Below are 21,148 nucleotides of genomic sequence, written 5' to 3'. Positions count from 1 at the left end.
CCGAGATCAGTATGTACGGGCCGAGTTGACGGCGGATGCCGTGGTGTTGACGATCCGTGCCGATTCCAGGTGACGGGCCCGGTACGCCTGCGGCGTCTCCCCGTGCGCGGCCCGGAAGACCCGGCTGAAGTGCGCCTTGTCCCGAAAACCCCAGCGGGCGGCGATGACCTGGATCGAGCGGTCGCCGAGTGCCGGGTCGGTGAGATCGCGACGGCACCGGGCCAGTCGCTCGTCCCGGATGTACGCGGCCACGGTTGTCTCCTCGTCCTCGAAGAGCCGGTGCAGCGAGCGCAGCGAGATGTGATGCGCGTCGGCGATCCGGCCCGGGTCCAGCGTGGCGTCGCCGAGATGCTGGCGCACGTACCCGTGCACCTGTTCCCGCAGCGCACGCCGCCGGATCTCGGTGGGCACCGCGTCCTCGGAGACGAGGTTGCGCCCGAGCAGCGTGGCGACCAGGTCCAGCCCGACGGCGCCCAGCCGCTCCGCGTCCGCCGCGTGGTACTGCTCGGGGTGCGCGGTGATCCGGGTGAGGAAGTCGGCGACCAGCGCGCCGACGCCCTCGGAGCCGGACATCCGGCCGGCGAACAGGCGGGCTAGCCGGCGGTGCGGCAGTGGCAGCGCGTCGTACGGCATGAGGGCCACGATGGAGCGGGCGTACGCGGGACCGGCGGCGTCGGCGTGGTGGCTGACCTCGTGCGGGCGGGAGCAGTCGTAGAAGGTGAGGTCACCGGGGCGGCACCGGGCCCGCCGCCCCTCCTGGTCGGCCTGGCTGGTCCCGGTGAGCGTCAGCGCGAGCAGGTAGTAGTCCGGGTCGGAGCGCTGGATCAGCTTCGAGGTGCGCACGCAGTCCACCGACGGGTAGCGGTAGCGGATGAGCCGCATCGGGCCCAGTTCGATGAACTCCGCGCGGGCGACGAAGTCGTCGGCGTGCGCGGTGTGCACCCGCAGCGGCGTCGGGATGCCCGCCAGCATGTCCAGCCACATGCCGAAGCGTTCCCGTGGCGGCAGCGCCGCCGTGTCGAGGACCTGGCGTTGCAGCTTTCCGTCCATCAACGACCCCCGTGGCTCGTCACTCCTGCTCTAAGCAGGACGCCCCACGGGGTCGAAAAGCGACACCCGTGGGGCGTGACGTCCGTCATTGACGGATCGACGAGCCTTCTGTTAGGAGTCCGTTCAGTCGTTCAGCACGTGGGCCAGCCGGTCCCGGAACCGGCGCTCGGAATCGGTCACCGTGTCACCGCCCAGACCCAGGATGCCGCCGGTGGAGGCGGCGCCCACCACCTGCTCGGCGATCTCCACCAGCCAGTGCCGGTACGCCCCGGCCTGCCCCTCGTCCACCCGCGCGCCGAGCAGCGCGGACGCCTGCCCGGCCCGGGCCAGCACGTCCTCGATCATCGCCTTCGGGTCGTCCGGCGTGATCACCGGCAGCTCCGCCCCGGTCTCCGGGTCGCCCACCCGGTCGACGACCTCACCTGCCACCGCCGCGACCAGCGGGCTCGCCGACTCCCGGCCGGCGGCGATGGTCTCCAGCCCGGCGGCGTTCTCGGCCATGGTCCGGCGGGTGCCGTCGGACTCGGCGGCGGCCGCGGCGGTGATCACCGACTGCGGCAGCCCCACAAGCAGTCCCCACTCCTCGTCGGAGACGCCGAACCGGGTGTACGCCGGCTGCTCGATCACGATCAGGCCCCTTTCGCCGTGGTCGTCGTTGTCGACGGGCGCCCCCGTGGCGCCCGGGTCAGGCTAGTCCAGCGTCAGCAGGCCCTGTTCGGACACCACGCGCACGGACAGCGTCTTGTAGCCCACCTCGTCGAAGAGCACGGTCATCCGGTCCTCCTCGTAGCTGAGCACCAGGCCGGAGCCCCACTCCGGGTGGCGGACCTGACTGTGCACCGGGAACGGCCCGACCGCGCCGTCACCGGCCACACTGGTGCCCGCGTGGCAGTTGTCGCAGTGCGCGCAGACCTCGTTCATCTGCTCGCCGAAGTACGCCAGCAGAGCCTGGCCGCGGCAGCCGGTGGTCTCGGCGAAGGCGCGCATCATGTCGGTACGCGACCGGGTGACCGTCTGCTGCCGTTCCGCCTCGGCCAGCGCGGCGCGGCCGGCCTCGACCGCCGCCGGGGCGTACCGGGGAGCGCCGATGCGCTGCTTGGCCCGTGGCTCGGCGGCGCCGACCTGCTCCAGCAGGGACAGGTACTGCCCCAGCTTGCGTGGGCCGAGACCGGTCAGCTCACGCAGTTCCTTGCGGTTGCGGGCCTTGCCGCGCAGCACCGCCGCCAGTTCGGTCAGTTCCTTCTCGTCGGGCAGCCCGCCGCTGAAGTAGCGCTGGAGCCCGACGTCCTCGGAGCGCCACAGCAGCAGCACCCGGGCCGGCGAGCCGTCCCGCCCGGCCCGGCCGATCTCCTGGAAGTAGCTGTCCGGCGAGTCGGGCAGCGCCATGTGCACCACCCAGGCGATGTTCGGCTTGTCGATGCCCATGCCGAACGCCGACGTGGCCACCATGATCGGCACCCGGTCGGCCAGGAACGCCTCGTGCAGCTCGTGCCGGGCCGCAGTGGGCATGCCGCCGTGGTAGAACTCGGCCGGGAAACCGGCGCCGGTGAGCCGCTCGGCCAGTTCCTCGGCCGCCCGGCGGGTCGGCACGTAGATGATGCCGGGCCGCTCGTCGTCGCGCAGCAGGGCGATGAGCCGCCGCCACCGGTAGTCGTCGGTCGGGCAGTAGGCCACCTCCAGGAAGAGGTTGGGCCGGTCCAGCCCGGAGACCACCACCTCCGGCTCGCGCAGCCGCAGCCGGGCGATGATGTCGTCGCGCACCGGCGGGGAGGCGGTCGCGGTGAGCGCCACCACCGGCGGCCGTCCCAGGCCGTCGATCAGGTGGCCGAGCGCCAGGTAGTCCGGGCGGAAGTCGTGGCCCCACGCGGAGATGCAGTGCGCCTCGTCGATCGCCACCAGCGCCGGCTTCAGCTCGCGCACCTCGGCCAGGCGGTCCGGATTGCTCAGCGCCTCCGGCGTGATGAACAGGAACTCCGCGCGCCCGGCCCGGATGTCCTCGATCGCCTCGGCCTGCTGCGCGGCGCTCTCGTCCGAGCTGATCCGCACCGCGCGCAGCTCCGGGCGCTGCCGTTCGTTGAGCGCGGCGATCTGGTCCTGCTGCAACGCCAGCAGCGGGGAGATCACCACCGTCGGGCCGGGGATCAGGCTGGCCGGGATCTGGTAGATCGCCGACTTGCCGGCGCCGGTGGGCAGCACCACCAGGGCGTCGCGGCGCTTCATCACGGCGCGCATGGCGGCGAGCTGGTTGGGCCGCAGCGCGGTCCAGCCGAACAGGTTCCGCGCCGCCCGGCGCAGGCTGGTGGAGTGCGTGGTCAGTTTCATCAAGCGCCTCAGCTACCCCCGGCGATCCCGCCCGAAACCGGCACCGCCGCTCACCGCCCGGCGCGGGATCAGCGGCGGAACATGGCCCGGATCGCGATCAGCAGGAACAGGCCGCCGACCACCAGGCCGAGCAGGCGTACGCCGGGGATGTCGGCGGCGCTGGTGGCGTCGGCGAGCGGCAGGGCGGACATGTGGGAACTCTCCCACGGGTGGTCCCGGGACGCCAGCGGCTAACAGTAAGGATTGTTGACTATTTAGCTGCGCGGTGTGACCATGGCAGCACCCGCCGGTCCTGGCGGGTCCGTGGGGGAGACGGGGGTACGACAGCACATGAGCGAGCGGACCGTGGGATCGACCGGAGACCTGGCGGCGCTCGCCGCCGCCGTCCTGCAACCCGGGTTCGTCGGCACCACGCCGCCGCCGTGGGTGTGCCGCTGGCTCGGCGAAGGGCTCGGCTCGGTCGTCCTGTTCGCCCGCAACGTCGTCGACAACGAGCAGGTCGCCACGCTCACCGCGAACCTGCGCGCCGAGCGGCCGGACGTCATCGTCGCGATCGACGAGGAGGCCGGCGACGTCACCCGGATCGAGTCGGCCCGGGGCAGCTCCCGGCCCGGCAACTACGCGCTCGGCGCGGTCGACGACCCGGCGCTGACCGAGGAGGTCGCCCGCGACCTCGGCGCCGAACTCGCCGCCGTCGGCGTGACGCTCGACTACGCCCCGGACGCCGACGTCAACTCCAACCCGGCCAACCCGGTCATCGGGGTGCGCTCCTTCGGCGCCGACCCGGAACTCGTCGCCCGGCACACCGCCGCCTGGGTACGCGGCCTGCAGGCCGGCGGCGTGGCCGCCTGCGCCAAGCACTTCCCCGGCCACGGCGACACCCGGGTCGACTCGCACCACGACCTGCCGCGCATCGGCGGCGACCGGGCCCGCCTCGACGCTGTCGAACTCGCCCCGTTCCGTGCCGCCGTCGCGGCCGGGGCGCAGGCGGTGATGACCGGTCACCTGCTGGTGCCGGCGCTGGACCCGGAGTTGCCCGCCACCCTCAGCCCGCGCGTGCTCGGCGGCCTGCTGCGTGAGGAGATGGGCTTCGGCGGCGTGGTGGTCACCGACGCGGTGGAGATGCGCGCGGTGGCCGACCGGTACGGCTTCACCGGCGCCGCCGTGCGCGCGCTCGTGGCCGGGGCCGACGCGATCTGTGTGGGCGGGGAACGGGCCACCGAGGCGGACGCCCGCGAGCTGCGCGACGCGATCGTCGCGGCGGTGATCAGCGGGGAACTGCCCGAGGAACGGCTCGCCGAGGCGGCCAAGCGCGTCGGTCAGCTCGCCGCGTGGAGCGTCGCCGCCCGCGCCCGCCGGACCGCCGGCCCGCACTCGGCCGGGAACCCACCGATCGGGCTCGCCGCCGCCCGCCGGGCGGTACGGGTCACCGGCGACGCCGGGCTGCTGCCGCTGGCCGGTCCGGCGCACGTGGTGGAGTTCGCGCCCGCACGCAACATCGCCATCGGCGAGGAGACGCCGTGGGGCATCGCCGCGCCGCTGGCCCACCTGGCGCCGGGCACCACCACCGCCCGCTACGCCGCCGACGCCGTACCGGCCGATCCAGGAGCGGCGCCGGCCGGCCGGCCGCTGGTGCTCGTGGTGCGCGACCTGCACCGCCACGACTGGATGCGGGACGCGGTACGCCGGGCGCTCGCCGCCCGCCCGGACGCGGTGGTGGTCGAGCTGGGCGTGCCCGAGCTGGTCACCGGCGCGGTGCACCTGGCCACCCACGGCGCGACCGCCGCAGCGGCGCGGGCCGCCGCCGAGGTGCTGACCGGGGCACGCTGACTCCCGGCCCGGCCGGGTGGGGAGGTCCCCCGGCCGGGCCGGGCCTCACGGCTTGTCGGCCAGCAGGTCGGCGTACTCGGGGTGGCGTTCGATGAACGAGGCCACGAACGGGCACTGCGCCACCACCCGGCCGCCCCGGGCACGGACCTGCTCCAGCGCGCCCCGGACCAGCGCCGCGCCGACGCCCTTGCCCTGGAACCGGTCGTCGACCTCGGTGTGGGTGAAGACGAGCGTCTCGCCCCGGGGCGTGTACGCGGCGAACCCGCCCAGCGCGTCGTCCACCAGGATCTCGAAGCGGCGCTCGGCGGTGTTCTCCTCGACCAGAAAACTCACCGGATCATTCTCCCTCCGGGCCCGGCCAGCCGGTCCAGTTCGGCCAGCAGCCGGTCCACCTCGTCGACAGTGTTGTAGTGGTAGACGCTGGCCCGCACCGCGCCGCCGTCGGCGCGCAGGCCCATGCCCTCGAAGTACTCGTAGGCGTAGTAGTCGCCGTGCGACAGGCACAGGCCCGCCTCGCCGAGCGCCGCCGCCGTCCGTGCCGGGGCCAGACCGGCCACCCGGAACGACACCGTGGGGCAGCGCCGGGCCGGTGCGGCGTACACGGTCACGAACGGGCGGTCGGCGAGCCCGGCGAGCAGCCGGTCGAAGACCGCCTCCTCGTGCGCCCGCGCGGCGGCCAGCCCGGCGCGCAGGCGTTCCCGGCGATCGCCGGTCGCCTCCGGGTCCAGGCCGGCCAGGTGGTCCACCGCGGCGGTCACCCCGGCCAGCAGCGGGAAGCTCGGCGTGCCGTACTCGAACCGGTCCGGCACCGCGTCGGCGGAGGGGAGCAGCTTCGCCGGGCGAAGCTCCGCCCACCGCCGCGGATCGGCAACCATCGCCGCCAGGTGCGGACCGGACCACTTGTACGCGCTGGTCACCAGGAAGTCGGCGCCGAGCGAGGCCAGGTCGGTCGGGCCGTGCGGCACGGAGTGCACGCCGTCCACGCAGAGCAGCGCCCCGGCCGCGTGCGCGGTCTTGGCGATCGCCGCCACGTCCGGCACGGTGCCGATCGCGTTGCTGCCGGCGGTCACCGCCACCAGCCGGGTGCGGTCGGTGACCAGGTCGGCGTACTGCCCGGCGGGTAGCTCGCCGGTCGCCGGGTCGAACTCGGCCCAGCGCACCGTGGCGCCGGACGCCTGCGCGGCCTGCACCCACGGGCGGACGTTGGCGTCGTGATCCAGCCGGGACACCACCACCTCGTCGCCCGGACGCCAGCCCGCGCCGAGCGTGCGGGCCAGCGTGTACGTCAGCGCCGTCGCGCTCGGCCCGAGCACCACGCCCGACGGCTGCGCGCCGAGCAGGTCGGCGACCGCGGCCCGCGCCCCGGCGACCAGGTCGAGCGCCCGGCGGCCGGGCGGGAACGCGGTGCTGCGGTTACCGGTGGCGGCACGCATCGCCCCGGCCACGGCCTCGACGACGCCGGCGGCGGTCTGGGTGCCCCCGGCGCCGTCGAAGTGGGCGAATCCCTCGCCCAGGGCAGGGTAGGCGGCCCGGACCCGGGCGACGTCGAAAGCCATTCCGGCACCCTAGCGCGCACCCCGGACACGCCGCCCGGCGTGGCCTCCCGGCACCGGTGGGCGAAGGCGCCGTGGCGCGGGCCGCCTATCCTTGGGCCGGTGACGATCCGACGCGCCACCTCCGCCCCCGCCCGCCGCGCCGCCGGTCTGCTCGCCGGCCTGGCCCTCGGCGTCGCACTGCTCGCCGGATGCAGCTCCGAGGGCGCCGAGACCGACTGCGGTCTGGACGCCTGCACGATCACCTTCGACCGCGGCGTCGAGGCCAGCGCGCGGATCCTCGGCGTCGAGGCCAAGCTGGTCGGCGCCCAGGGCGACCAGGTGACGGTCGAGGTGGCCGGGGAACAGCTCTCGCTCACCGTCGGCCAGCAGGCCACCGAGGTCGCCGGCTTCCAGGTCAGCCTGGACAGCGTCACCGACCAGCAGGTGGTGCTGCGGGTCGCCCGCGACCTCAACGGCTGATCCGTTTCGGCCGTCCCGGCGGGCGCGGACGTTTGGAAAATCGCCCGCCGGGAGATTGAGGGCTCATGTCTCTCACCCGGAATGCCGGAGCCACCGCCGCCCAGGCTCGAAACAGCCGGTGGCTCGAACTGTTGACCCGTGCCGGATTCATCGGTTACGGAGTTGTGCACCTGCTCCTCGCCTGGCTGGCGCTGCAGATCGCCTTCGGGAACTCGGGCGAGGAGGGTAACCAGAACGGCGCGCTGCGCACCCTCGGTGAGCAGCCGCTCGGGAAGTTCCTCCTGATCGCGATGGCGGTCGGCCTGTTCGCCATGGCGATCTGGCAGGCCTTCGAGGCGATCTCCGGCCACGTGTCCCGCACCGGCAAGGAACGGCTGTTCGAGCGGATCGCCTCGGCGGTCCGGGTCGTCGTGTTCGTCTGGCTGGGCTGGACCGCGATCAAGGTCTTCCAGGACGCCAGCGAGAACGCCTCCGACCAGCAGCAGCAGTTCTCCGAGAAGCTGATGGCCTCCGACGGCGGCCGGTGGCTGGTCGGGCTGGCCGGCCTGGCGCTCGCCGCGCTCGGCGTCGGCATGGTGATCTACGGCCTGAAGAAGAAGTTCGAGCGCAACCTCAAGACCGGCGAGATGAGCCCGAAGACCCGCCAGCTCACCCGTCGGCTCGGCATGGCCGGGTACGCCTCCCGGGGCGCGGTGTTCGCCATCGCCGGCGGGCTGGTCGTGGTCGCCGCGGTGAACTACGACCCGGAGAAGGCGCGTGGCCTCGACGCCGCCCTGCGTACGCTGCGCGACCAGTCGTACGGGCCGTGGCTGCTGGCGCTCATGGCGCTCGGCATCGCGGCGTTCGGTGTCTACTGCTTCTTCCAGTCCCGGTACCGCAAGGTCTGATCCTGGTCGATACCCGGGCCGCCGGGCACCATTGGGCCCTTGCCCGATTCCGCCCGGTCGGAGGGAGAGAGAGTTCGTGCAGAGTTACGTCGTGACCGTCGCCGCCGCGCTCGCCGCGGCGGCGATCGCGTTGGTGCTGGCCCAGGTGGTGCACCGGGTCATCCGCCGCCTCGGCCGCCGCTCGCTGCTGATGACCGAGCTGACCGAGCACGCGCACCGCGCGTTCCAGGTCGCGCTCACGGTGGCCGCGGTGCAGTTCGCGGTCCGGTTCACCACCGGGTACGCGGTCGGCAGCCCGTGGCGGCAGTTCGTCCTGCACACGCTGGTGCTGGCGACGATCGCGGCCACCGCCTGGCTGGTGGCCTCGCTGCTGGTGGTGGCGGAGGACACCGCGCTGGCCCGGTTCCGGGTCGACGTGCCGAACAACAGGCACGCCCGCCGGGTGCGTACCCAGGTGGTGCTGCTGCGCCGGCTGACCATCGCGGTGATCGTGATCCTCACGGTCGGCGTGATGCTGATGACCTTCCCGGCCGTCCGCGGGGTGGGCGCCGGTGTGCTGACCTCGGCCGGTGTGATCGCCGCGGTCGCCGCGCTGGCCGCGCAGAGCCTGCTCGCCAACGTCTTCGCCGGTCTCCAGCTCGCGTTCAGCGACGCGGTGCGCCTGGACGACGTGGTGGTGGTCGAGGGGGAGTGGGGCCGGATCGAGGAGCTGACGCTCAGCTACGTGGTGGTGCAGGTCTGGGACGACCGACGGCTGATCCTGCCCACCTCGTACTTCACCAGCCGGCCGTTCCAGAACTGGACCCGTACCGAGGCGGCGGTGCTCGGCACCGCCGAGTTCGAGCTGGACTGGGCCATCCCGGTGCAGGCGATGCGGGAGGAGCTGCGCCGCCTGTGCGAGGGCACCGAGCTGTGGGACGGACGGGTCTGCGTGCTCCAGGTGACCGACGCGACGGGTGGCCTGGTCAAGGTCCGCGCGCTGGTCAGCGCCGCCGACGCGGGCAGCCTGTGGGACCTGCGGTGCCTGGTCCGCGAGCACCTGGTGGCCTGGGTACGCGACCAGCGCCCGACCGCCCTGCCCCGGCTGCGCGCCGAGATCGGCGAGGCCACCGGGCCGCTGCCCTGGCAGGCGGCGCAGCCGCGCCGCCCGGTACGCCGCCCGGCCGGCACCGAGGCGCCCGACGACGCGCGGGTCTTCGGCGGCAGCGACGACGGCGACGCCCGCAGCGAGGTGTTCGTGGGCCGGGAGGAGCACGCCGAGGCGCGCGGCTGACCCCGTACCCCGATCGGAGCCCCCGGCCGCCCACGGCGCCGGGGGTTCGGCGCGTACGGGCGGCTTTCCGGCCGCACGGGTTTGGCCGGGCCGTGGCGGGGGACGTGGTGCGCACGCCCCGGATCCGGTGCCCGGCACCGGCTTGCGGCGGCGCGCGGCCGGACGTACCGGCCGCGCCGCGCAGGATTGACGAGCGGCGACTCCGGGCATACAGCGCGGTGATGACGAAAGGAGGACAGCATGGCTGACGTCGCGAGTCGCAGCACGTCGCGGACCGGGAGCGAGCCGTCCACCGCCGAACTGGTACAGCGCGCCACCGAGCAGGTCACCCGCCTGGTGCGGGACGAGCTGGCCCTGGCCCGTGCGGAGCTGACCGAGAAGGGCAAGCACGCCGGGATCGGGATCGGTCTGTTCGGCGGCGGCGGGGTGATGGCGCTCTACGGCGCCGGGGCCCTGGTCGCCACCGTGATCCTGCTGCTGGCGCTGGTCATGCCGGCGTGGCTCGCCGCCCTGATCGTGGCGGTGGCGTTGTTCCTGCTCGCCGGGATCCTGGCGCTCGTGGGCAAGAAGCAGGTCAGCCGTGCCGTCCCGCCGGTGCCCCAGGCGACGGTCCGCAGCGTTCGGGCGGACGTCGAGACGGTCACCGCCGCGGTGAAGGACGGGAGGCGGGCATGACCGGTAACGGGACCGGGGACGTGGCGGCGCTCCGGGAGGAGATCCGCCGGACCCGGGTGGAGCTCGGTGAGACGGTGGAGTTGCTCGCGGCCAGGGCCGATCCGAAGGCGCTGGTGCGGCACTCGGCCGAGCAGGCGAAGGCGCGGATGCGTGAGCAGGCGTCGCTGACCGCGGCCCGGGTGCGCGGGCGGGCGGCCCAGCGGGCCCGGCTGGTCCGGGCGCAGGCGTACGAGAAGGGCGAGGCGGTCGGGCGCAACCCGTTGCCGTGGGCGGCCATCGCGGCCGGCGCGCTGGTGACGGCGGTGGTGCTGGTGATCGTCCGAGGGAGGCACAGGTGAGCGGCAGGGTCGGCAAGGCGGCGTACAAGCCGGTGGGGGTGCTGCTCGGCCTGGCCGCCGGCGCCGTCGCGGGGGCGGTCTTCCGCCAGGTCTGGAAGGTGACGGCGGGCGACGGCGAGGCGCCGAGCGCCACCGACGAGGACCGCCGCTGGGGCGAGGTGCTGGCCGCCGCGGCCCTGCAGGGCGCCATCTTCGCGGTGGTGCGGGCCGCCGTCGACAGGGGCGGAGCGGTGGGCGTACGCCGGTTGACCGGTCGCTGGCCGGACTGACGAGAAGGCCGGAAAAGGCCCCTTTCCCGAGCGCGGGGAAGGGGCCTTTCGCATGGCTCCGTCCGGTCCGCGCGGCGGCGCTCGCGCGACCTTCAGGTCACATGTCGGAGAAATTTCCTCCGCTAGGCTGTGCGAAGTTTTTGCGTACGTGGTTTGCTTTCTCACGCTGTTGAGAGACGCGTGGGTTGAGAGAAGTCTCCCGCATGGGGGCCGCCTCAGGCGCCGCTGCTCGAAAACGGCCAATCGGCCGCACGGCGTGCTCGGCCGCCAGTTTTAGAAGGAGATACACATGGCGCAGGGAACCGTGAAGTGGTTCAACGCTGACAAGGGCTTCGGCTTCATCACCGTCGACGGCGGGGGTGCTGACGTGTTCGTCCACTTCTCGGCCATCCAGACCAGCGGCTACCGCACGCTGGAGGAGAACCAGCGGGTGGAGTTCGAGATCGCCCAGGGTCAGAAGGGTCCGCAGGCCGAGCAGGTCCGCCCCATCTGAGCTGACCGCACCGGCCGCGCCGGCCGGTGCCGGAAGCCCCGCATCCCGTACGGGAGGCGGGGCTTCGCCTTGCCCGGTGGCTCAGCGGCGCCGCGCCCGCATCCCCCACCAGAGCCCGGCCAGTCCGAACAGGATCAGCACCGGGCCGACCACCGCCCAGATCCGCCTGTCGCTCATCGCGCTGCCCTCGACGTACCCGAGACCCAGCACCGTCCACAGCGCACCGATCACCACGGCGAGCAGCCCCAGGGTGAGCCGGAACCAACCCCTCATCGTTCCCCCTCCGACGACGACAGTCCCGCTCCAGCATGCCCGCCGCCGCGTACACCCGGCGACGCCGCGCCGGCCGGTCGGTTCACCACCGGTCGTGCACCTGCGGGCGGATCAGCTCGTCGTAGGTGGCCCGCACCGCGGCCAGCTCCACCTCGGTCAGCGCCGGCTGCCCGGCCGCCTCGGCGTTGCGCCGCGCCTGCTCGGGGGAGCGGGCGCCGGGGATCACCACAGTCACGCCGGGCTGGTCGAGGATCCACCGCAGCGCGAACTGCGCCATCGTCCGGTCGTCGCCGACCAGCGGCGCGAGCCGGCGTACCGCGGCGAGGCCGCTGTCGTAGTCGACGCCGGAGAAGGTCTCGCCCACGTCGAACGACTCGCCGTGCCGGTTGAACGTGCGGTGGTCGTTCGCCGGGAACGTGGTGTGCTCGTCGTACCGGCCGGAGAGCAGGCCGCTCGCCAGCGGCACCCGGGCGATGATTCCCACCCCGGCGGCAGCGGCGGCGGGCAGCACCCGCTCCAGCGGCTTGTGCCGGACCGCGTTGAGGATGATCTGCACGCTCGCCACGCCGGGCCGGGCGATGGCGGTGAGCGCCTGGTCGCAGGTCTCCACGCTGACGCCGTACCCGGCCACGCGACCCTCGGCGACAAGCGTGTCGAGCGCGTCGAAGACCCGGTCGTCGGCGAAGACGGCGGTCGGCGGGCAGTGCAGTTGCACCAGGTCGAGCGTGTCGACGCCGAGGTTGGCCCGGGACCTGTCGGTCCAGGCCCGGAAGTTGTCGAGCGTGTACGCCTCCGGCGTCTGCTCCACCCGGCGGCCCATCTTGGTCGCCACGGTCAGCCCGTGCCCGGGACGGGAGCGCAGGAACCGGCCGATCAGCGCCTCGCTGCGGCCGTCGCCGTACACGTCGGCGGTGTCCAGGAAGGTGACGCCCGAGTCGACGGCGGCGGCCAGGACGGCGAGCGCCGCGTCCTCGCTGACCTCGCCCCAGTCCGCGCCGAGCTGCCACGCGCCGAGTCCGATGATGCCGACGTGCCGGCCGAGCCGGTCGAAGCTGCGCTGTTCCACCCGGCCGAGCCTAGTGAGCGGCTTGCCGTCGCGCTCGGCGGGCCGTACGGTCTAACAAGACGTACGTACGGTTTGGAGGCTGTCATGTGGGATCCGCGCACCTACCTGCGCTACGGCGACGAGCGCTCCCGGCCGTTCCACGACCTGCTGGCCCGCGTCGGGGCCGAGCAGCCGCGCGCCGTTGTCGACCTCGGCTGCGGCCCCGGCACGCTCACCGCCACGCTCGCCGCCCGCTGGCCTGGCGCCCGGGTCACCGGCCTGGACTCCTCTCCGGAGATGATCGCCCGGGCGACCGCCGAGGGCGGACCGGTCACGTACGCCGTCGCCGACGTCCGCGACTGGCGGCCGGAGCCCGACGTGGACGTGCTGGTCGGCAACGCCGTGCTCCAGTGGGTGCCGGAACACCGCGATCTGCTCCGCCGCTGGGCGCACGCGCTGCCGGCCGGCGCCTGGATGGCGTTCCAGGTCCCCGGCAACTTCGACGCGCCGTCGCACCGGCTGCTGCGCTCCGTCGCCCGGCAGGACCGGTGGCGCGACGCGCTCGCCGGTGAGCTGCGCGAGGCGCCAGTCGACGAGCCGGTCGGCTACGCCACGCTGCTGACCGGGGCGGGCTGCGCGGTGGACGCCTGGGAGACTACGTACGTGCATCTGCTGCCCGCCACCGGCGCCGACCACCCGGTGCTGACCTGGATGGAGGGCACCGCGCTGCGCCCGGTCCGCGCCGCGCTGGACGCCGCCGGCTGGGCCGCCTTCCGCGCCGAGCTGGGGGTACGGCTCGCGCAGGCGTACCCGGTGCGGCAGGGTCAGGTGTACTTCCCGTTCCGCCGGATCTTCATGGTGGCCCGCACCGGCGCCCGCGCAGAGGAGAACTCGTGACCGACCTGCCCACCTTCATCGCCGGACTGCCCAAGGTGGAGCTGCACGTGCACCACGTCGGCTCGGCCTCACCCCGGATCGTCGCCGAGCTGGCCGCCCGGCACGAGGGGCGCAGCCCCGTCCCGGCCGACCCGGAGGCGCTCGCCGACTACTTCGCGTTCCGCGACTTCGCCCACTTCATCGAGGTCTACCTGAGCGTGGTCGACCTGATCCGCGACGCCGACGACGTCTGGCTGCTCACCCACGAGGTCGCCCGGGAACTGGCCCGCCAGCAGGTCCGCTACGCCGAGTTGACGGTCACGCCCTACTCGCACGTCAACCGCGGCATCCCGGCGCCGGCGTTCTGCGAGGCGATCGAGGACGCCCGCAAGCGCGCCGAGGCCGACTTCGGCATCGCGCTGCGCTGGTGCTTCGACATCCCCGGCGAGGCCGGCCTGCCCGCCGCCGAGCAGACGCTGCGGATCGCGCTCGACGAACGACCGGACGGGCTGGTCAGCTTCGGCCTCGGCGGCCCCGAGATCGGGGTGCCCCGGCCGCAGTTCAAGCCCTGGTTCGACCAGGCCCGGGCGGCCGGGCTGCGCTCGGTGCCGCACGCCGGTGAGACCACCGGCCCGGAGACGATCTGGGACGCGCTGCGCGAGCTGGGCGCCGAGCGGATCGGCCACGGCATCTCCGCCGCGCAGGACCCGGCGCTGCTGGCCCACCTCGCCGAGCGGCGGATCCCGCTGGAGATCGCACCGACCTCCAACGTGCGCACCCGGGCCGTGCCGAGCCTGGACGCCCACCCGCTGCCCCGGATCGTCGAGGCCGGTGTGCCGGTCAGCATCAACTCCGACGACCCGCCGATGTTCGGCACCACGCTCGACGACGAGTACGCGGTGGCCGCCCGGCTGCTGCGGCTCGGCCCGGACGGGGTGGCGGCACTGGCGCGCGACGCCGTCTCGGCCGCGTTCCTGACGCCGGCCGAGCAGGCCCGGATCACCGCCGAGATCGACGCGTACCTGGCGAACGCGGCCCGCTGAGCGGCCGTACGGGCGCCGGCCGCCGGGACATCCGGGGCGGCCGGCGTCGCGCGGTCAGCAGCATCCCGGCCACCGCCAGCGCGGTGAGCGCGACGTTCGGACCGGCCGCGGCCGGCGCGGGCCGGACGGGACCGTGCGCGAGCACCGGGTCCTGCCAGACCGCCAGCGTGAGCGCGATGCCCAGGCCGATGACGGCGGCCCAGCGGAGCAGACGGCTGACAGCCGGTGGCATGACGGTCACCTCGCGCCCGGGCTCGACGGGAGAGCGCGCGCGACGGGAGCGAGGTGTGGGGGGACCGGACTCCCGCCGCGCGCATGATCCGCCGGCCGGAAGGTGTTACGGGGCGTCCCGGCCGACGGAACTGATGGGTTCTGTCAGCGATCCTGCCAGTTCACGCCGGTTTCGCGGCCGTCGTTAAACCACCTTTAAGGAGAACTTGCGCCGGTACACAGTCACCGGTCAGCGCGGACGCGGCCAGCGCCGCCCGGCGCGCGGCTCGCGTGCCTCCCGGGCCATCCGGCCGACCAGCCCGAACCGGTTCACCGGCCGGGGCGCCGCGTCCGGATCGGCCAGCAGCATCACCACGCTCGCCCCGCCGAGCCGGGCCCGGTCGATGCTCACCGAACCGTTCGCCTGCAACGCGACCCGCTTGGCGATGTCCAGCCCGAGCCCGGTGGAGCCCCTGTCGCTCTCGCCCCGGCGCAGTGCCCGGTCCGGGTCGGCGATGCCCGGCCCGGCGTCGTCGACGCGGATCGCCACCCAGCCGTCCCGGCGGCTCACCGCCACCTCGAACGCCGTGCCCTGCGGCGTGTACCGGAACACGTTGCCGATCACCGCGTCCAGCGCGGCGGCCAGCTCGGCGCGGGGCACCGGCGCCGGGATGCGCAACTGCGCACCGACCACCCGGTGCGGGCGGTTCTGGTCCCCGGCCAGCGCCGACCAGAAGACCATCCGGTCCCGGACCACCTCGCTCACGTCGCACGACGCCGGCGCCGTCTCCTGGCTGACCGCCTTGCGGGTCGTCTTGATGAGCTGGTCGACCTCGCCCTCCAGCGTGACGATCGCCTGCCGGATGCGCCGGATGCCGCGCCGCCGGTCCAGCTCCGCCTCGCTGAACGTGCCGATGCTGGTGTCGTCGGACTCCAGCGCCTCGGCGTCCAGCCGCAGCGCGGTCAGCGGCGTACGCAGCCGGTGCGACAGGTCGGCGACCAGTTCGTGCTCGTCGGCGCGCAGCGCCACCAGCCGTTCCGTCATCCGGTTGAACGCGTGCCCGGCCTCGGCCAGCTCGCGCGGGCCGGTCGGCTCGACGCGTACCCCAAGCTCGCCGTCGCCCACCGCGAGCGCCGCCTTGACCAGGTCGCCGGTGGCGTCCACGGCCCGCGCGGCCACCCGGTCGACCACTGCCACGGCCGCGCCGACCAGCGCCAGGCCGATCGCGAGCAGCAGCAGCCACCGCCCGCCGTCGCCGGAGTCGAGCACCTCGTCGGGGACGAAGACCTCCACCACGGCGACCCGGTCACCGAGCACCACCGGGTCCAGCCGCAGCACCCCGCCGTCCACGTCGGTCACCACCGACCGGCGCTGCGTGGCGGCGTCGGCGAGCACCCGCGGGTTGGCGCGGCCGGCGGACTCGTCCGCCCCGATGCCGTGCACGACCGGACGCAGGGCCGGATCGTCGCCGGCCGCGGCGGCCACCGCCCGTTCGATCGTCGCGGTGTCCGTGCTGGCCGCCAGCGCGCCGGTCACCAGCGCGGCGCGGCGCTCGGCGTCCGCCAGCTCCGCCTCCCGGGTCCGGTCGGCGAGGGTGAGCCCGAGCGGGACGAGGAACGCGAGCGCGATCAGCCCGCACAGGCCGGCGGTGAGCCCGGCCAGCGTGAGCCTCAGTCCGGCGCCACCAGCCGGAAGCCGACCCCCCGCACGGTGCGCAGGTAGCGCGGCTTCGCCGCGGACTCGCCCATTTTGCGGCGGAGCCAGTACAGGTGAACGTCGATGGTCTGGTCCTCGCCGACCGATGGCTGCCGCCATACCTCCTCCAAGAGTTCCCGCCGGGACACTACCCGGCCGGGACGCGCGGCGAGATACGCCAGCAGGTCGAATTCCTTACGGGTCAGCGCCAGCGCCTCCCCGTCCAGCACCGCGCTGCGCTCACCCACGTCGACCCGCAGGCCGCCGACCGTGTGCGCGGCCGGCGCGACGGTACGGCTGGCCCGCCCGGCCCGGCGCAGCACCGTGGTGATCCGGGCGTCCAGGTGCGCCCCGGTGAACGGCTTGACCATGTAGTCGTCCGCGCCGGCGCGGAGCAGCCGTACCACCGACTGCTCGTCGTCGCGGGCGGTGGCGATGATGATCGGCACGTCGGTGATGCCGCGCAGCATACGCAGCGCGTCCGAGCCGTCCAGGTCGGGCAGTCCGAGGTCGAGCACCACCAGATCCGGTGTCTCCGCGGCGACCCGGCGCAACGCGTCCAGCGCGGTGCCGACGGCGTGCACCGCGTGCCCCCGGTCGGTCAGCGACCGCAGCATGGCGCCGCGCACGACGTGGTCGTCTTCGACCAGCAGGACGGTTGCCACGTCAGCACCGTACTCGGCGTGGCAAGCCGGCAGCGTTGCGGAGCTCCGGCGAAGCGGGCAAGCTGGGGCGGCGATGACGTTCACGCTCTTTCCCGACGCCCGCCTCACGCTCGCCCGCGACGCGCTGGCCGGCCTGTCGGTGGGCGACGCCCTCGGCTCCCAGTTCTTCGTCCCCGGACGGCACCCGGACGACCTCGCCGCCGGGCGGCTGCCCGAGCCGCCGTGGGAGTGGACCGACGACACCGAGATGGCCTGCTCCGTGGTGGCCGAGCTGGCCGCCGACGGGCACATCGACCGGGACCGGCTGGCGCTGGCGTTCGCGCACCGCTGCGAGCCGTACCGGGGGTACGGGCCGGGTGCGGTGACCGTGCTGCGGCTGATCCGCACCGGCACGCCCTGGCCGGTGGCCGCCGCGTCCGCGTTCGACGGGCAGGGCTCCTGCGGCAACGGCGCCGCGATGCGCGTCGCGCCGCTCGGCGCCTGGCACGCCGACTCCACCCGGCGCGCCGCCGAACAGGCCCGCGCCTCCGCCGAGGTGACGCACGCCCACCCGGAGGGCGTCGCCGGTGCGGTGGCGGTCGCGGTGGCCGCCTCGCTCGCCGCCCGCGCCCGCCTCGACGGTGACCGGCCCGACCCGGCCCGGCTGCTCATCGCCGTCGCGGGGGCGCTCGACCCGGCCGGTGAGGTGCACCGGGGGGTACGCCGGGCCGCCGCGCTGCTCGGTCACTCCGCGGCCGGGGCGGCCGACGCGCTCGGCAACGGCTCCCGGGTCACCGCGCAGGACACCGTGCCGTTCACGCTCTGGGTCGCCGCCACGCTGCTGCACGACTATCCCGCCGCGATCCGCGCCTGCGTCCAGGCGGGCGGCGACGTGGACACCACGGCCGCCATCGTGGGCGGGATCGTGGCCGCGTACACCGGAGCCGGCACCCCGGGCGGCGTGCCGGCGGACTGGCTGGCCGCCCGCGAGCCGCTGCCCCACTGGCTTCCCACCCCCGCCTGACGGGTCCGTCCCCGCCCCGTTCAGGAGTGTGTGGGGGCGCCGACGGTCACCGGCTCGCCGGCTTCCGGGGTCGCGCTGGCGGGGGCACCGTCGGTGTCGGAGGGCGTGCCGCTGTCGGCGGTCGCGGTCGCGGTCGCGGTGGTGTCGGAGGTGCCGTTGCTGCCCTGCGGGAGGGCCATGGTGTCGCGCCGGCGGCGGCTGAGCAGCCAGCCGATCGCGGCGCCGCCGGCCAGCCCGGCGAGCAGGCCGCCACCGAGCAGCAGGTCCGCGCTCGGCCCGTCGTCCGCCGTACCGGCCGCCGTGCCGCCCGGAGCGCCGTCCTGCGCCCCATCGGCAGCGCCGGGTCCGCCCGCCGCGCCGTGACCGCCGTGCGCACCGCCGTTCGCCCCCGCGCCGGGGCCGCCGTCGTGCGTCACGGTGCCCGGCAGCGGCGGCAGCAGATCGAGCGTCGGCGCGGGGTGCGCGCCACCCGCCGGGTCCGCCCACCGGACCACGGTGCCGTCGTCGTACGTCTGCACGACTGTGAACGTGAGCCGGTCGGTGGCGGGCATCGGTCCCATGCCCAGCGGCAGCCGGCCCGGCCCGGTGCCGGTGCCGGGCATCCGCAGCCAGCTCACCGAGTGGGTCACCTGGTTCAGCTCGGCCGCGTGCATGCCGGGGACCGGCTGGTCGAGCGTGCGGGTGGTGATGGTCGGCGCCCAGTCCGGCACCGACAGCGGGTACACCTCCCCGATCGGGGCGTCCGCGGGCATGGTCAGCTCGATCCGGGTGGTCCGGGTGCCGGGCTTGTCCGCCGGCACCAGCACCGACAGTTCGATCGCGTCGCCCTGGCGTACCTGGGCGGGCGAGGTCGTCACCGTCACCCCGGCCGCGTTCGCCGCGCCCGGCCAGCCCACCGCCCCGGCGAGTACGGCCGCCAGCAACGCCGCCGCCCACCGGCCCCGACGGGTCATCCTCATGGTCGTCCCCATCCCTGTCGACTGGGGCCGGCACCGGCTCCGGCCCCACCTGGTAGTTCGGGCTGCGGGGCGAAAAGGTTCAACACGGCACGGAACTCGCCGGGAACGGGCACCGGCGTCGGCGGCGGCGCGGATCCGGGCGACCGATAGCATCGCAGAGGCCGGTCACCGGCCGATCCGTACCGTCGACGACTAGGAGTCACCGTGTCCGCACCCCGTACCCCCGTCGTGGCCGACCCCGTCGTCGTCGCCGCCGGGACGACGGCGGCCGACGCGGTGGCCGCGGCCGGCCTGCCGACGAGCGGGCCGAAGGCGATCGTGGTGGTCCGCGACCCGCAGGGCCAGCTCCGCGACCTGGACTGGCGCCCGGCCGAGGAGGTCGCGGTCGAGCCGGTGCCGCTGGACAGCCCGGACGGGCTGAACGTGCTGCGCCACTCCACCGCGCACGTGCTGGCCCAGGCGGTGCAGGACATCTTCCCGGAGGCGAAGCTCGGCATCGGCCCGCCGATCGAGAACGGCTTCTACTACGACTTCGGCGTCGACAAGCCGTTCCAGCCGGACGACCTGGCCAAGCTCGAGAAGCGCATGCAGGAGATCGTCAAGTCCGGCCAGCGGTTCCGCCGCCGCCGCTTCGCCGACCTGGACGAGGCCCGGACCGAGCTGGCGGCCGAGCCGTTCAAGCTGGAACTGATCGAGGTCAAGGGGGAGGGGCTGGACTCCTCCGAGGTGATGGAGGTGGGCGGCGGCGAGCTGACCATCTACGACAACCTGGCCGCCAACGAGGACAAGGTCTGCTGGTCGGACCTGTGCCGCGGCCCGCACCTGCCGAACACCCGCCTGATCGGCGCGTTCAAGCTGATGCGCTCGGCCGCCGCGTACTGGCGCGGGTCGGAGCGCAACCCGCAGCTCCAGCGCGTCTACGGCACCGCGTGGCCGACCCGGGACGAGCTCAAGGCGTACCTGAAGCTGCTCGAGGAGGCCGCCCGCCGCGACCACCGCAAGCTCGGCGCGGACCTCGACCTGTTCAGCTTCCCCGACGAGATCGGCTCCGGTCTGCCGGTCTTCCACCCCAAGGGCGGCGTGCTCAAGCGGGTGATGGAGGACTATGTCCGGGCCCGCCACATCGAGGAGGGCTTCGACTACGTCGGCACGCCGCACATCTCCAAGGAAGGTCTCTTCCACACGTCGGGACACCTGCCGTACTACAAGGACACGATGTTCCCGCCGATGGAGATGGAGGGCAGCGACTACTACCTCAAGGCCATGAACTGCCCGATGCACAACCTGATCTACCGTTCGCGCGGTCGGTCCTACCGGCAGTTGCCGATCCGGCTGTTCGAGTTCGGGACGCTCTACCGGTACGAGAAGTCGGGCGTGATCCACGGCCTGACCCGGGTGCGCGGCTTCACCCAGGACGACTCGCACTCCTACTGCACTCAGGAGCAGGCGCCGTCCGAGATCAAGCACCTGCTCGGCTTCGTGCTCAGCCTGCTGCGCGACTTCGGCATCGACGACTTCTACCTGGAGCTGTCGACCCGCGACGAGTCGAAGCCGGACAAGTTCGTCGGCTCCGACTCCGACTGGGCGACCGCCACCGCCGTGCTGGAGCAGTGCGCGCTGGAGACGGGCCTGGAACTGGTGCCGGACCCGGGTGGCGCGGCCTTCTACGGCCCGAAGATCTCCGTGCAGGCCAAGGACGCGATCGGCCGTACCTGGCAGATGTCGACCATCCAGTACGACTTCAACCAGCCCAAGGGCTTCGGGCTGGAGTACCAGGCCGCCGACGGCACCCGGCAGCAGCCGGTGATGATCCACTGCGCCAAGTTCGGCTCCATCGAGCGGTTCATCGGCGTGCTCACCGAGCACTACGCGGGCGCGTTCCCGGCCTGGCTGGCACCGGTGCAGGTGGTCGGCATCCCGATCCGCGAAGAGCACGGCGACTACCTGGTCGACTTCGCCGCGACGCTGCGGCGGCACGGCGTCCGGGCCGAGGTCGACCTGGGCGACGACCGGATGCAGAAGAAGATCCGCAACGCGCAGCAGCAGAAGATCCCGTTCATGGTGATCGCCGGGGACGACGACGTGGCCGCCGGCACCGTCTCGTTCCGCTACCGCGACGGCTCGCAGCGCAACGGTGTGCCGATCGACGAGGCGGTGGCGCACGTCCGCGAGGTGGTGGATTCGCGCACCAACGCCGGTCCCACCGCCACCGCCGCCGAGTAGGCG

Annotated in this window: 24 protein-coding genes; 12 read left to right on the top strand and 12 right to left on the bottom strand. The window is 74.0% G+C overall.

Annotated features, from left to right (window positions below; translation table 11 throughout):
- Positions 1-6 precede the first annotated feature (6 nt).
- From ACGFIA_RS18465 to ACGFIA_RS18450, 4 genes are all read right to left on the bottom strand, one after another.
- Positions 7-1,050 carry a helix-turn-helix domain-containing protein gene (locus tag ACGFIA_RS18465; protein ID WP_357387064.1) on the bottom strand — a complete coding sequence of 348 codons (1,044 nt, stop codon included), beginning with the start codon at positions 1,048-1,050 and terminating at the stop codon, positions 7-9.
- 123 nt (positions 1,051-1,173) lie between these two features.
- Positions 1,174-1,677: a hypothetical protein gene (locus ACGFIA_RS18460; protein WP_357387066.1), complete on the bottom strand. Its 504-nt coding sequence runs from the start codon at positions 1,675-1,677 to the stop codon at positions 1,174-1,176.
- Positions 1,678-1,740: 63 nt separating this feature from the next.
- Complete coding sequence (locus ACGFIA_RS18455) at positions 1,741-3,372, bottom strand: RecQ family ATP-dependent DNA helicase (RefSeq protein WP_357387067.1); 1,632 nt, start codon at positions 3,370-3,372, stop codon at positions 1,741-1,743.
- Between the two features lie 68 nt (positions 3,373-3,440).
- On the bottom strand, positions 3,441-3,563 hold the full coding sequence (locus tag ACGFIA_RS18450; RefSeq protein WP_013285408.1) for a hypothetical protein: 123 nt from the start codon (positions 3,561-3,563) through the stop codon (positions 3,441-3,443).
- A 139-nt stretch (positions 3,564-3,702) separates the two neighbouring features.
- Here ACGFIA_RS18450 and ACGFIA_RS18445 point away from each other — a divergent pair, with 139 nt between their 5' ends.
- A complete protein-coding gene (locus ACGFIA_RS18445; RefSeq protein ID WP_357469257.1) occupies positions 3,703-5,202 on the top strand; it encodes a glycoside hydrolase family 3 protein in 1,500 nt (499 codons plus the stop codon).
- A gap of 45 nt (positions 5,203-5,247) precedes the next feature.
- Here ACGFIA_RS18445 and ACGFIA_RS18440 read toward each other — a convergent pair whose 3' ends face one another.
- Together ACGFIA_RS18440 and ACGFIA_RS18435 are read right to left on the bottom strand one after the other, a co-directional pair.
- Positions 5,248-5,535 carry a GNAT family N-acetyltransferase gene (locus ACGFIA_RS18440; protein WP_357387072.1) on the bottom strand — a complete coding sequence of 96 codons (288 nt, stop codon included), beginning with the start codon at positions 5,533-5,535 and terminating at the stop codon, positions 5,248-5,250.
- Positions 5,532-6,758 (bottom strand): cysteine desulfurase-like protein, encoded by a 1,227-nt coding sequence (locus tag ACGFIA_RS18435; protein WP_357469254.1) that lies wholly within the window; start codon positions 6,756-6,758, stop codon positions 5,532-5,534. The genes ACGFIA_RS18440 and ACGFIA_RS18435 overlap by 4 nt, the downstream gene beginning before the upstream one ends.
- Positions 6,759-6,857: 99 nt before the next feature.
- Here ACGFIA_RS18435 and ACGFIA_RS18430 point away from each other — a divergent pair, with 99 nt between their 5' ends.
- From ACGFIA_RS18430 to ACGFIA_RS18400, 7 genes are all read left to right on the top strand, one after another.
- Positions 6,858-7,217 carry a hypothetical protein gene (locus ACGFIA_RS18430; protein WP_357469251.1) on the top strand — a complete coding sequence of 120 codons (360 nt, stop codon included), beginning with the start codon at positions 6,858-6,860 and terminating at the stop codon, positions 7,215-7,217.
- A 65-nt stretch (positions 7,218-7,282) separates the two neighbouring features.
- Complete coding sequence (locus tag ACGFIA_RS18425) at positions 7,283-8,104, top strand: DUF1206 domain-containing protein (RefSeq protein WP_357387076.1); 822 nt, start codon at positions 7,283-7,285, stop codon at positions 8,102-8,104.
- Between the two features lie 76 nt (positions 8,105-8,180).
- A complete protein-coding gene (locus ACGFIA_RS18420; protein ID WP_357387078.1) occupies positions 8,181-9,377 on the top strand; it encodes a mechanosensitive ion channel family protein in 1,197 nt (398 codons plus the stop codon).
- Between the two features lie 240 nt (positions 9,378-9,617).
- Positions 9,618-10,052, top strand: coding sequence for a phage holin family protein (locus ACGFIA_RS18415; protein ID WP_357387080.1), 435 nt, complete (start codon positions 9,618-9,620; stop codon positions 10,050-10,052).
- Positions 10,049-10,390 (top strand): DUF3618 domain-containing protein, encoded by a 342-nt coding sequence (locus ACGFIA_RS18410; RefSeq protein ID WP_357387082.1) that lies wholly within the window; start codon positions 10,049-10,051, stop codon positions 10,388-10,390. Before ACGFIA_RS18415 ends, ACGFIA_RS18410 begins: the two co-directional genes overlap by 4 nt.
- Positions 10,387-10,659, top strand: coding sequence for a DUF4235 domain-containing protein (locus tag ACGFIA_RS18405; RefSeq protein ID WP_357387084.1), 273 nt, complete (start codon positions 10,387-10,389; stop codon positions 10,657-10,659). The genes ACGFIA_RS18410 and ACGFIA_RS18405 overlap by 4 nt, the downstream gene beginning before the upstream one ends.
- A gap of 289 nt (positions 10,660-10,948) precedes the next feature.
- The gene (locus ACGFIA_RS18400; RefSeq protein ID WP_007075740.1) at positions 10,949-11,152 is read left to right on the top strand and encodes a cold-shock protein; all 204 of its coding nucleotides are present in this window, start codon (positions 10,949-10,951) and stop codon (positions 11,150-11,152) included.
- Between the two features lie 81 nt (positions 11,153-11,233).
- Here ACGFIA_RS18400 and ACGFIA_RS18395 read toward each other — a convergent pair whose 3' ends face one another.
- Both ACGFIA_RS18395 and ACGFIA_RS18390 read right to left on the bottom strand, forming a co-directional pair.
- The gene (locus ACGFIA_RS18395) at positions 11,234-11,425 is read right to left on the bottom strand and encodes a hypothetical protein (RefSeq protein WP_357387086.1); all 192 of its coding nucleotides are present in this window, start codon (positions 11,423-11,425) and stop codon (positions 11,234-11,236) included.
- Positions 11,426-11,507: 82 nt separating this feature from the next.
- A complete protein-coding gene (locus ACGFIA_RS18390) occupies positions 11,508-12,491 on the bottom strand; it encodes an aldo/keto reductase (protein ID WP_357387088.1) in 984 nt (327 codons plus the stop codon).
- An 84-nt stretch (positions 12,492-12,575) separates the two neighbouring features.
- On the opposite strand from ACGFIA_RS18390, the gene ACGFIA_RS18385 reads away from it, so the two are divergent.
- Positions 12,576-13,367, top strand: coding sequence for a trans-aconitate 2-methyltransferase (locus tag ACGFIA_RS18385; protein ID WP_357387090.1), 792 nt, complete (start codon positions 12,576-12,578; stop codon positions 13,365-13,367).
- Positions 13,364-14,389: an adenosine deaminase gene (locus ACGFIA_RS18380; protein WP_357387092.1), complete on the top strand. Its 1,026-nt coding sequence runs from the start codon at positions 13,364-13,366 to the stop codon at positions 14,387-14,389. Before ACGFIA_RS18385 ends, ACGFIA_RS18380 begins: the two co-directional genes overlap by 4 nt.
- Here the strand turns inward: ACGFIA_RS18380 and ACGFIA_RS18375 are convergent.
- The 3 genes from ACGFIA_RS18375 to ACGFIA_RS18365 form a co-directional block, all read right to left on the bottom strand.
- Positions 14,346-14,621, bottom strand: coding sequence for a hypothetical protein (locus tag ACGFIA_RS18375; RefSeq protein WP_357387094.1), 276 nt, complete (start codon positions 14,619-14,621; stop codon positions 14,346-14,348). The genes ACGFIA_RS18380 and ACGFIA_RS18375 overlap by 44 nt on opposite strands.
- 228 nt (positions 14,622-14,849) lie before the next feature.
- On the bottom strand, positions 14,850-16,241 hold the full coding sequence (locus ACGFIA_RS18370; RefSeq protein ID WP_357387150.1) for a HAMP domain-containing sensor histidine kinase: 1,392 nt from the start codon (positions 16,239-16,241) through the stop codon (positions 14,850-14,852).
- 29 nt (positions 16,242-16,270) lie between these two features.
- Entirely contained in the window at positions 16,271-16,960 is a 690-nt protein-coding gene (locus tag ACGFIA_RS18365) for a response regulator transcription factor (protein WP_357387096.1), read from the bottom strand.
- A gap of 73 nt (positions 16,961-17,033) precedes the next feature.
- Here ACGFIA_RS18365 and ACGFIA_RS18360 point away from each other — a divergent pair, with 73 nt between their 5' ends.
- Positions 17,034-17,963, top strand: coding sequence for an ADP-ribosylglycohydrolase family protein (locus tag ACGFIA_RS18360; RefSeq protein ID WP_357387098.1), 930 nt, complete (start codon positions 17,034-17,036; stop codon positions 17,961-17,963).
- Positions 17,964-17,983: 20 nt separating this feature from the next.
- On the opposite strand, the gene ACGFIA_RS18355 is transcribed toward ACGFIA_RS18360, so the two are convergent.
- Complete coding sequence (locus ACGFIA_RS18355; protein ID WP_393261035.1) at positions 17,984-18,922, bottom strand: DUF1775 domain-containing protein; 939 nt, start codon at positions 18,920-18,922, stop codon at positions 17,984-17,986.
- Between the two features lie 204 nt (positions 18,923-19,126).
- Between ACGFIA_RS18355 and thrS the strand changes: the two genes are divergently transcribed.
- Complete coding sequence (gene thrS / locus ACGFIA_RS18350; RefSeq protein WP_357469236.1) at positions 19,127-21,145, top strand: threonine--tRNA ligase; 2,019 nt, start codon at positions 19,127-19,129, stop codon at positions 21,143-21,145.
- The last annotated feature ends 3 nt before the right edge of the window (positions 21,146-21,148 follow it).

This window comes from Micromonospora sp. NPDC049203 (genome assembly GCF_043197215.1).
Lineage (GTDB): Bacteria > Actinomycetota > Actinomycetes > Mycobacteriales > Micromonosporaceae > Micromonospora.
The sequence above is the reverse complement of the archived record's forward strand: the minus strand, read 5'-3'. Positions and strand labels throughout refer to the sequence as shown.

Bases quoted from the DNA above. Each gene is read 5' to 3' on its own strand.
- ACGFIA_RS18465 (WP_357387064.1), bottom strand. From the start codon at position 1,050: ATGGACGGAAAGCTGCAACGCCAGGTCCTCGACACGGCGGCGCTGCCG.
- ACGFIA_RS18455 (WP_357387067.1), bottom strand. From the start codon at position 3,372: ATGAAACTGACCACGCACTCCACCAGCCTGCGCCGGGCGGCGCGGAAC.
- ACGFIA_RS18450 (WP_013285408.1), bottom strand. From the start codon at position 3,563: ATGTCCGCCCTGCCGCTCGCCGACGCCACCAGCGCCGCCGACATCCCC.
- ACGFIA_RS18445 (WP_357469257.1), top strand. From the start codon at position 3,703: ATGAGCGAGCGGACCGTGGGATCGACCGGAGACCTGGCGGCGCTCGCC.
- ACGFIA_RS18435 (WP_357469254.1), bottom strand. From the start codon at position 6,758: ATGGCTTTCGACGTCGCCCGGGTCCGGGCCGCCTACCCTGCCCTGGGC.
- ACGFIA_RS18425 (WP_357387076.1), top strand. From the start codon at position 7,283: ATGTCTCTCACCCGGAATGCCGGAGCCACCGCCGCCCAGGCTCGAAAC.
- ACGFIA_RS18415 (WP_357387080.1), top strand. From the start codon at position 9,618: ATGGCTGACGTCGCGAGTCGCAGCACGTCGCGGACCGGGAGCGAGCCG.
- ACGFIA_RS18410 (WP_357387082.1), top strand. From the start codon at position 10,049: ATGACCGGTAACGGGACCGGGGACGTGGCGGCGCTCCGGGAGGAGATC.
- ACGFIA_RS18400 (WP_007075740.1), top strand. From the start codon at position 10,949: ATGGCGCAGGGAACCGTGAAGTGGTTCAACGCTGACAAGGGCTTCGGC.
- ACGFIA_RS18395 (WP_357387086.1), bottom strand. From the start codon at position 11,425: ATGAGGGGTTGGTTCCGGCTCACCCTGGGGCTGCTCGCCGTGGTGATC.
- ACGFIA_RS18385 (WP_357387090.1), top strand. From the start codon at position 12,576: ATGTGGGATCCGCGCACCTACCTGCGCTACGGCGACGAGCGCTCCCGG.
- ACGFIA_RS18375 (WP_357387094.1), bottom strand. From the start codon at position 14,621: ATGCCACCGGCTGTCAGCCGTCTGCTCCGCTGGGCCGCCGTCATCGGC.
- ACGFIA_RS18360 (WP_357387098.1), top strand. From the start codon at position 17,034: ATGACGTTCACGCTCTTTCCCGACGCCCGCCTCACGCTCGCCCGCGAC.
- ACGFIA_RS18355 (WP_393261035.1), bottom strand. From the start codon at position 18,922: ATGAGGATGACCCGTCGGGGCCGGTGGGCGGCGGCGTTGCTGGCGGCC.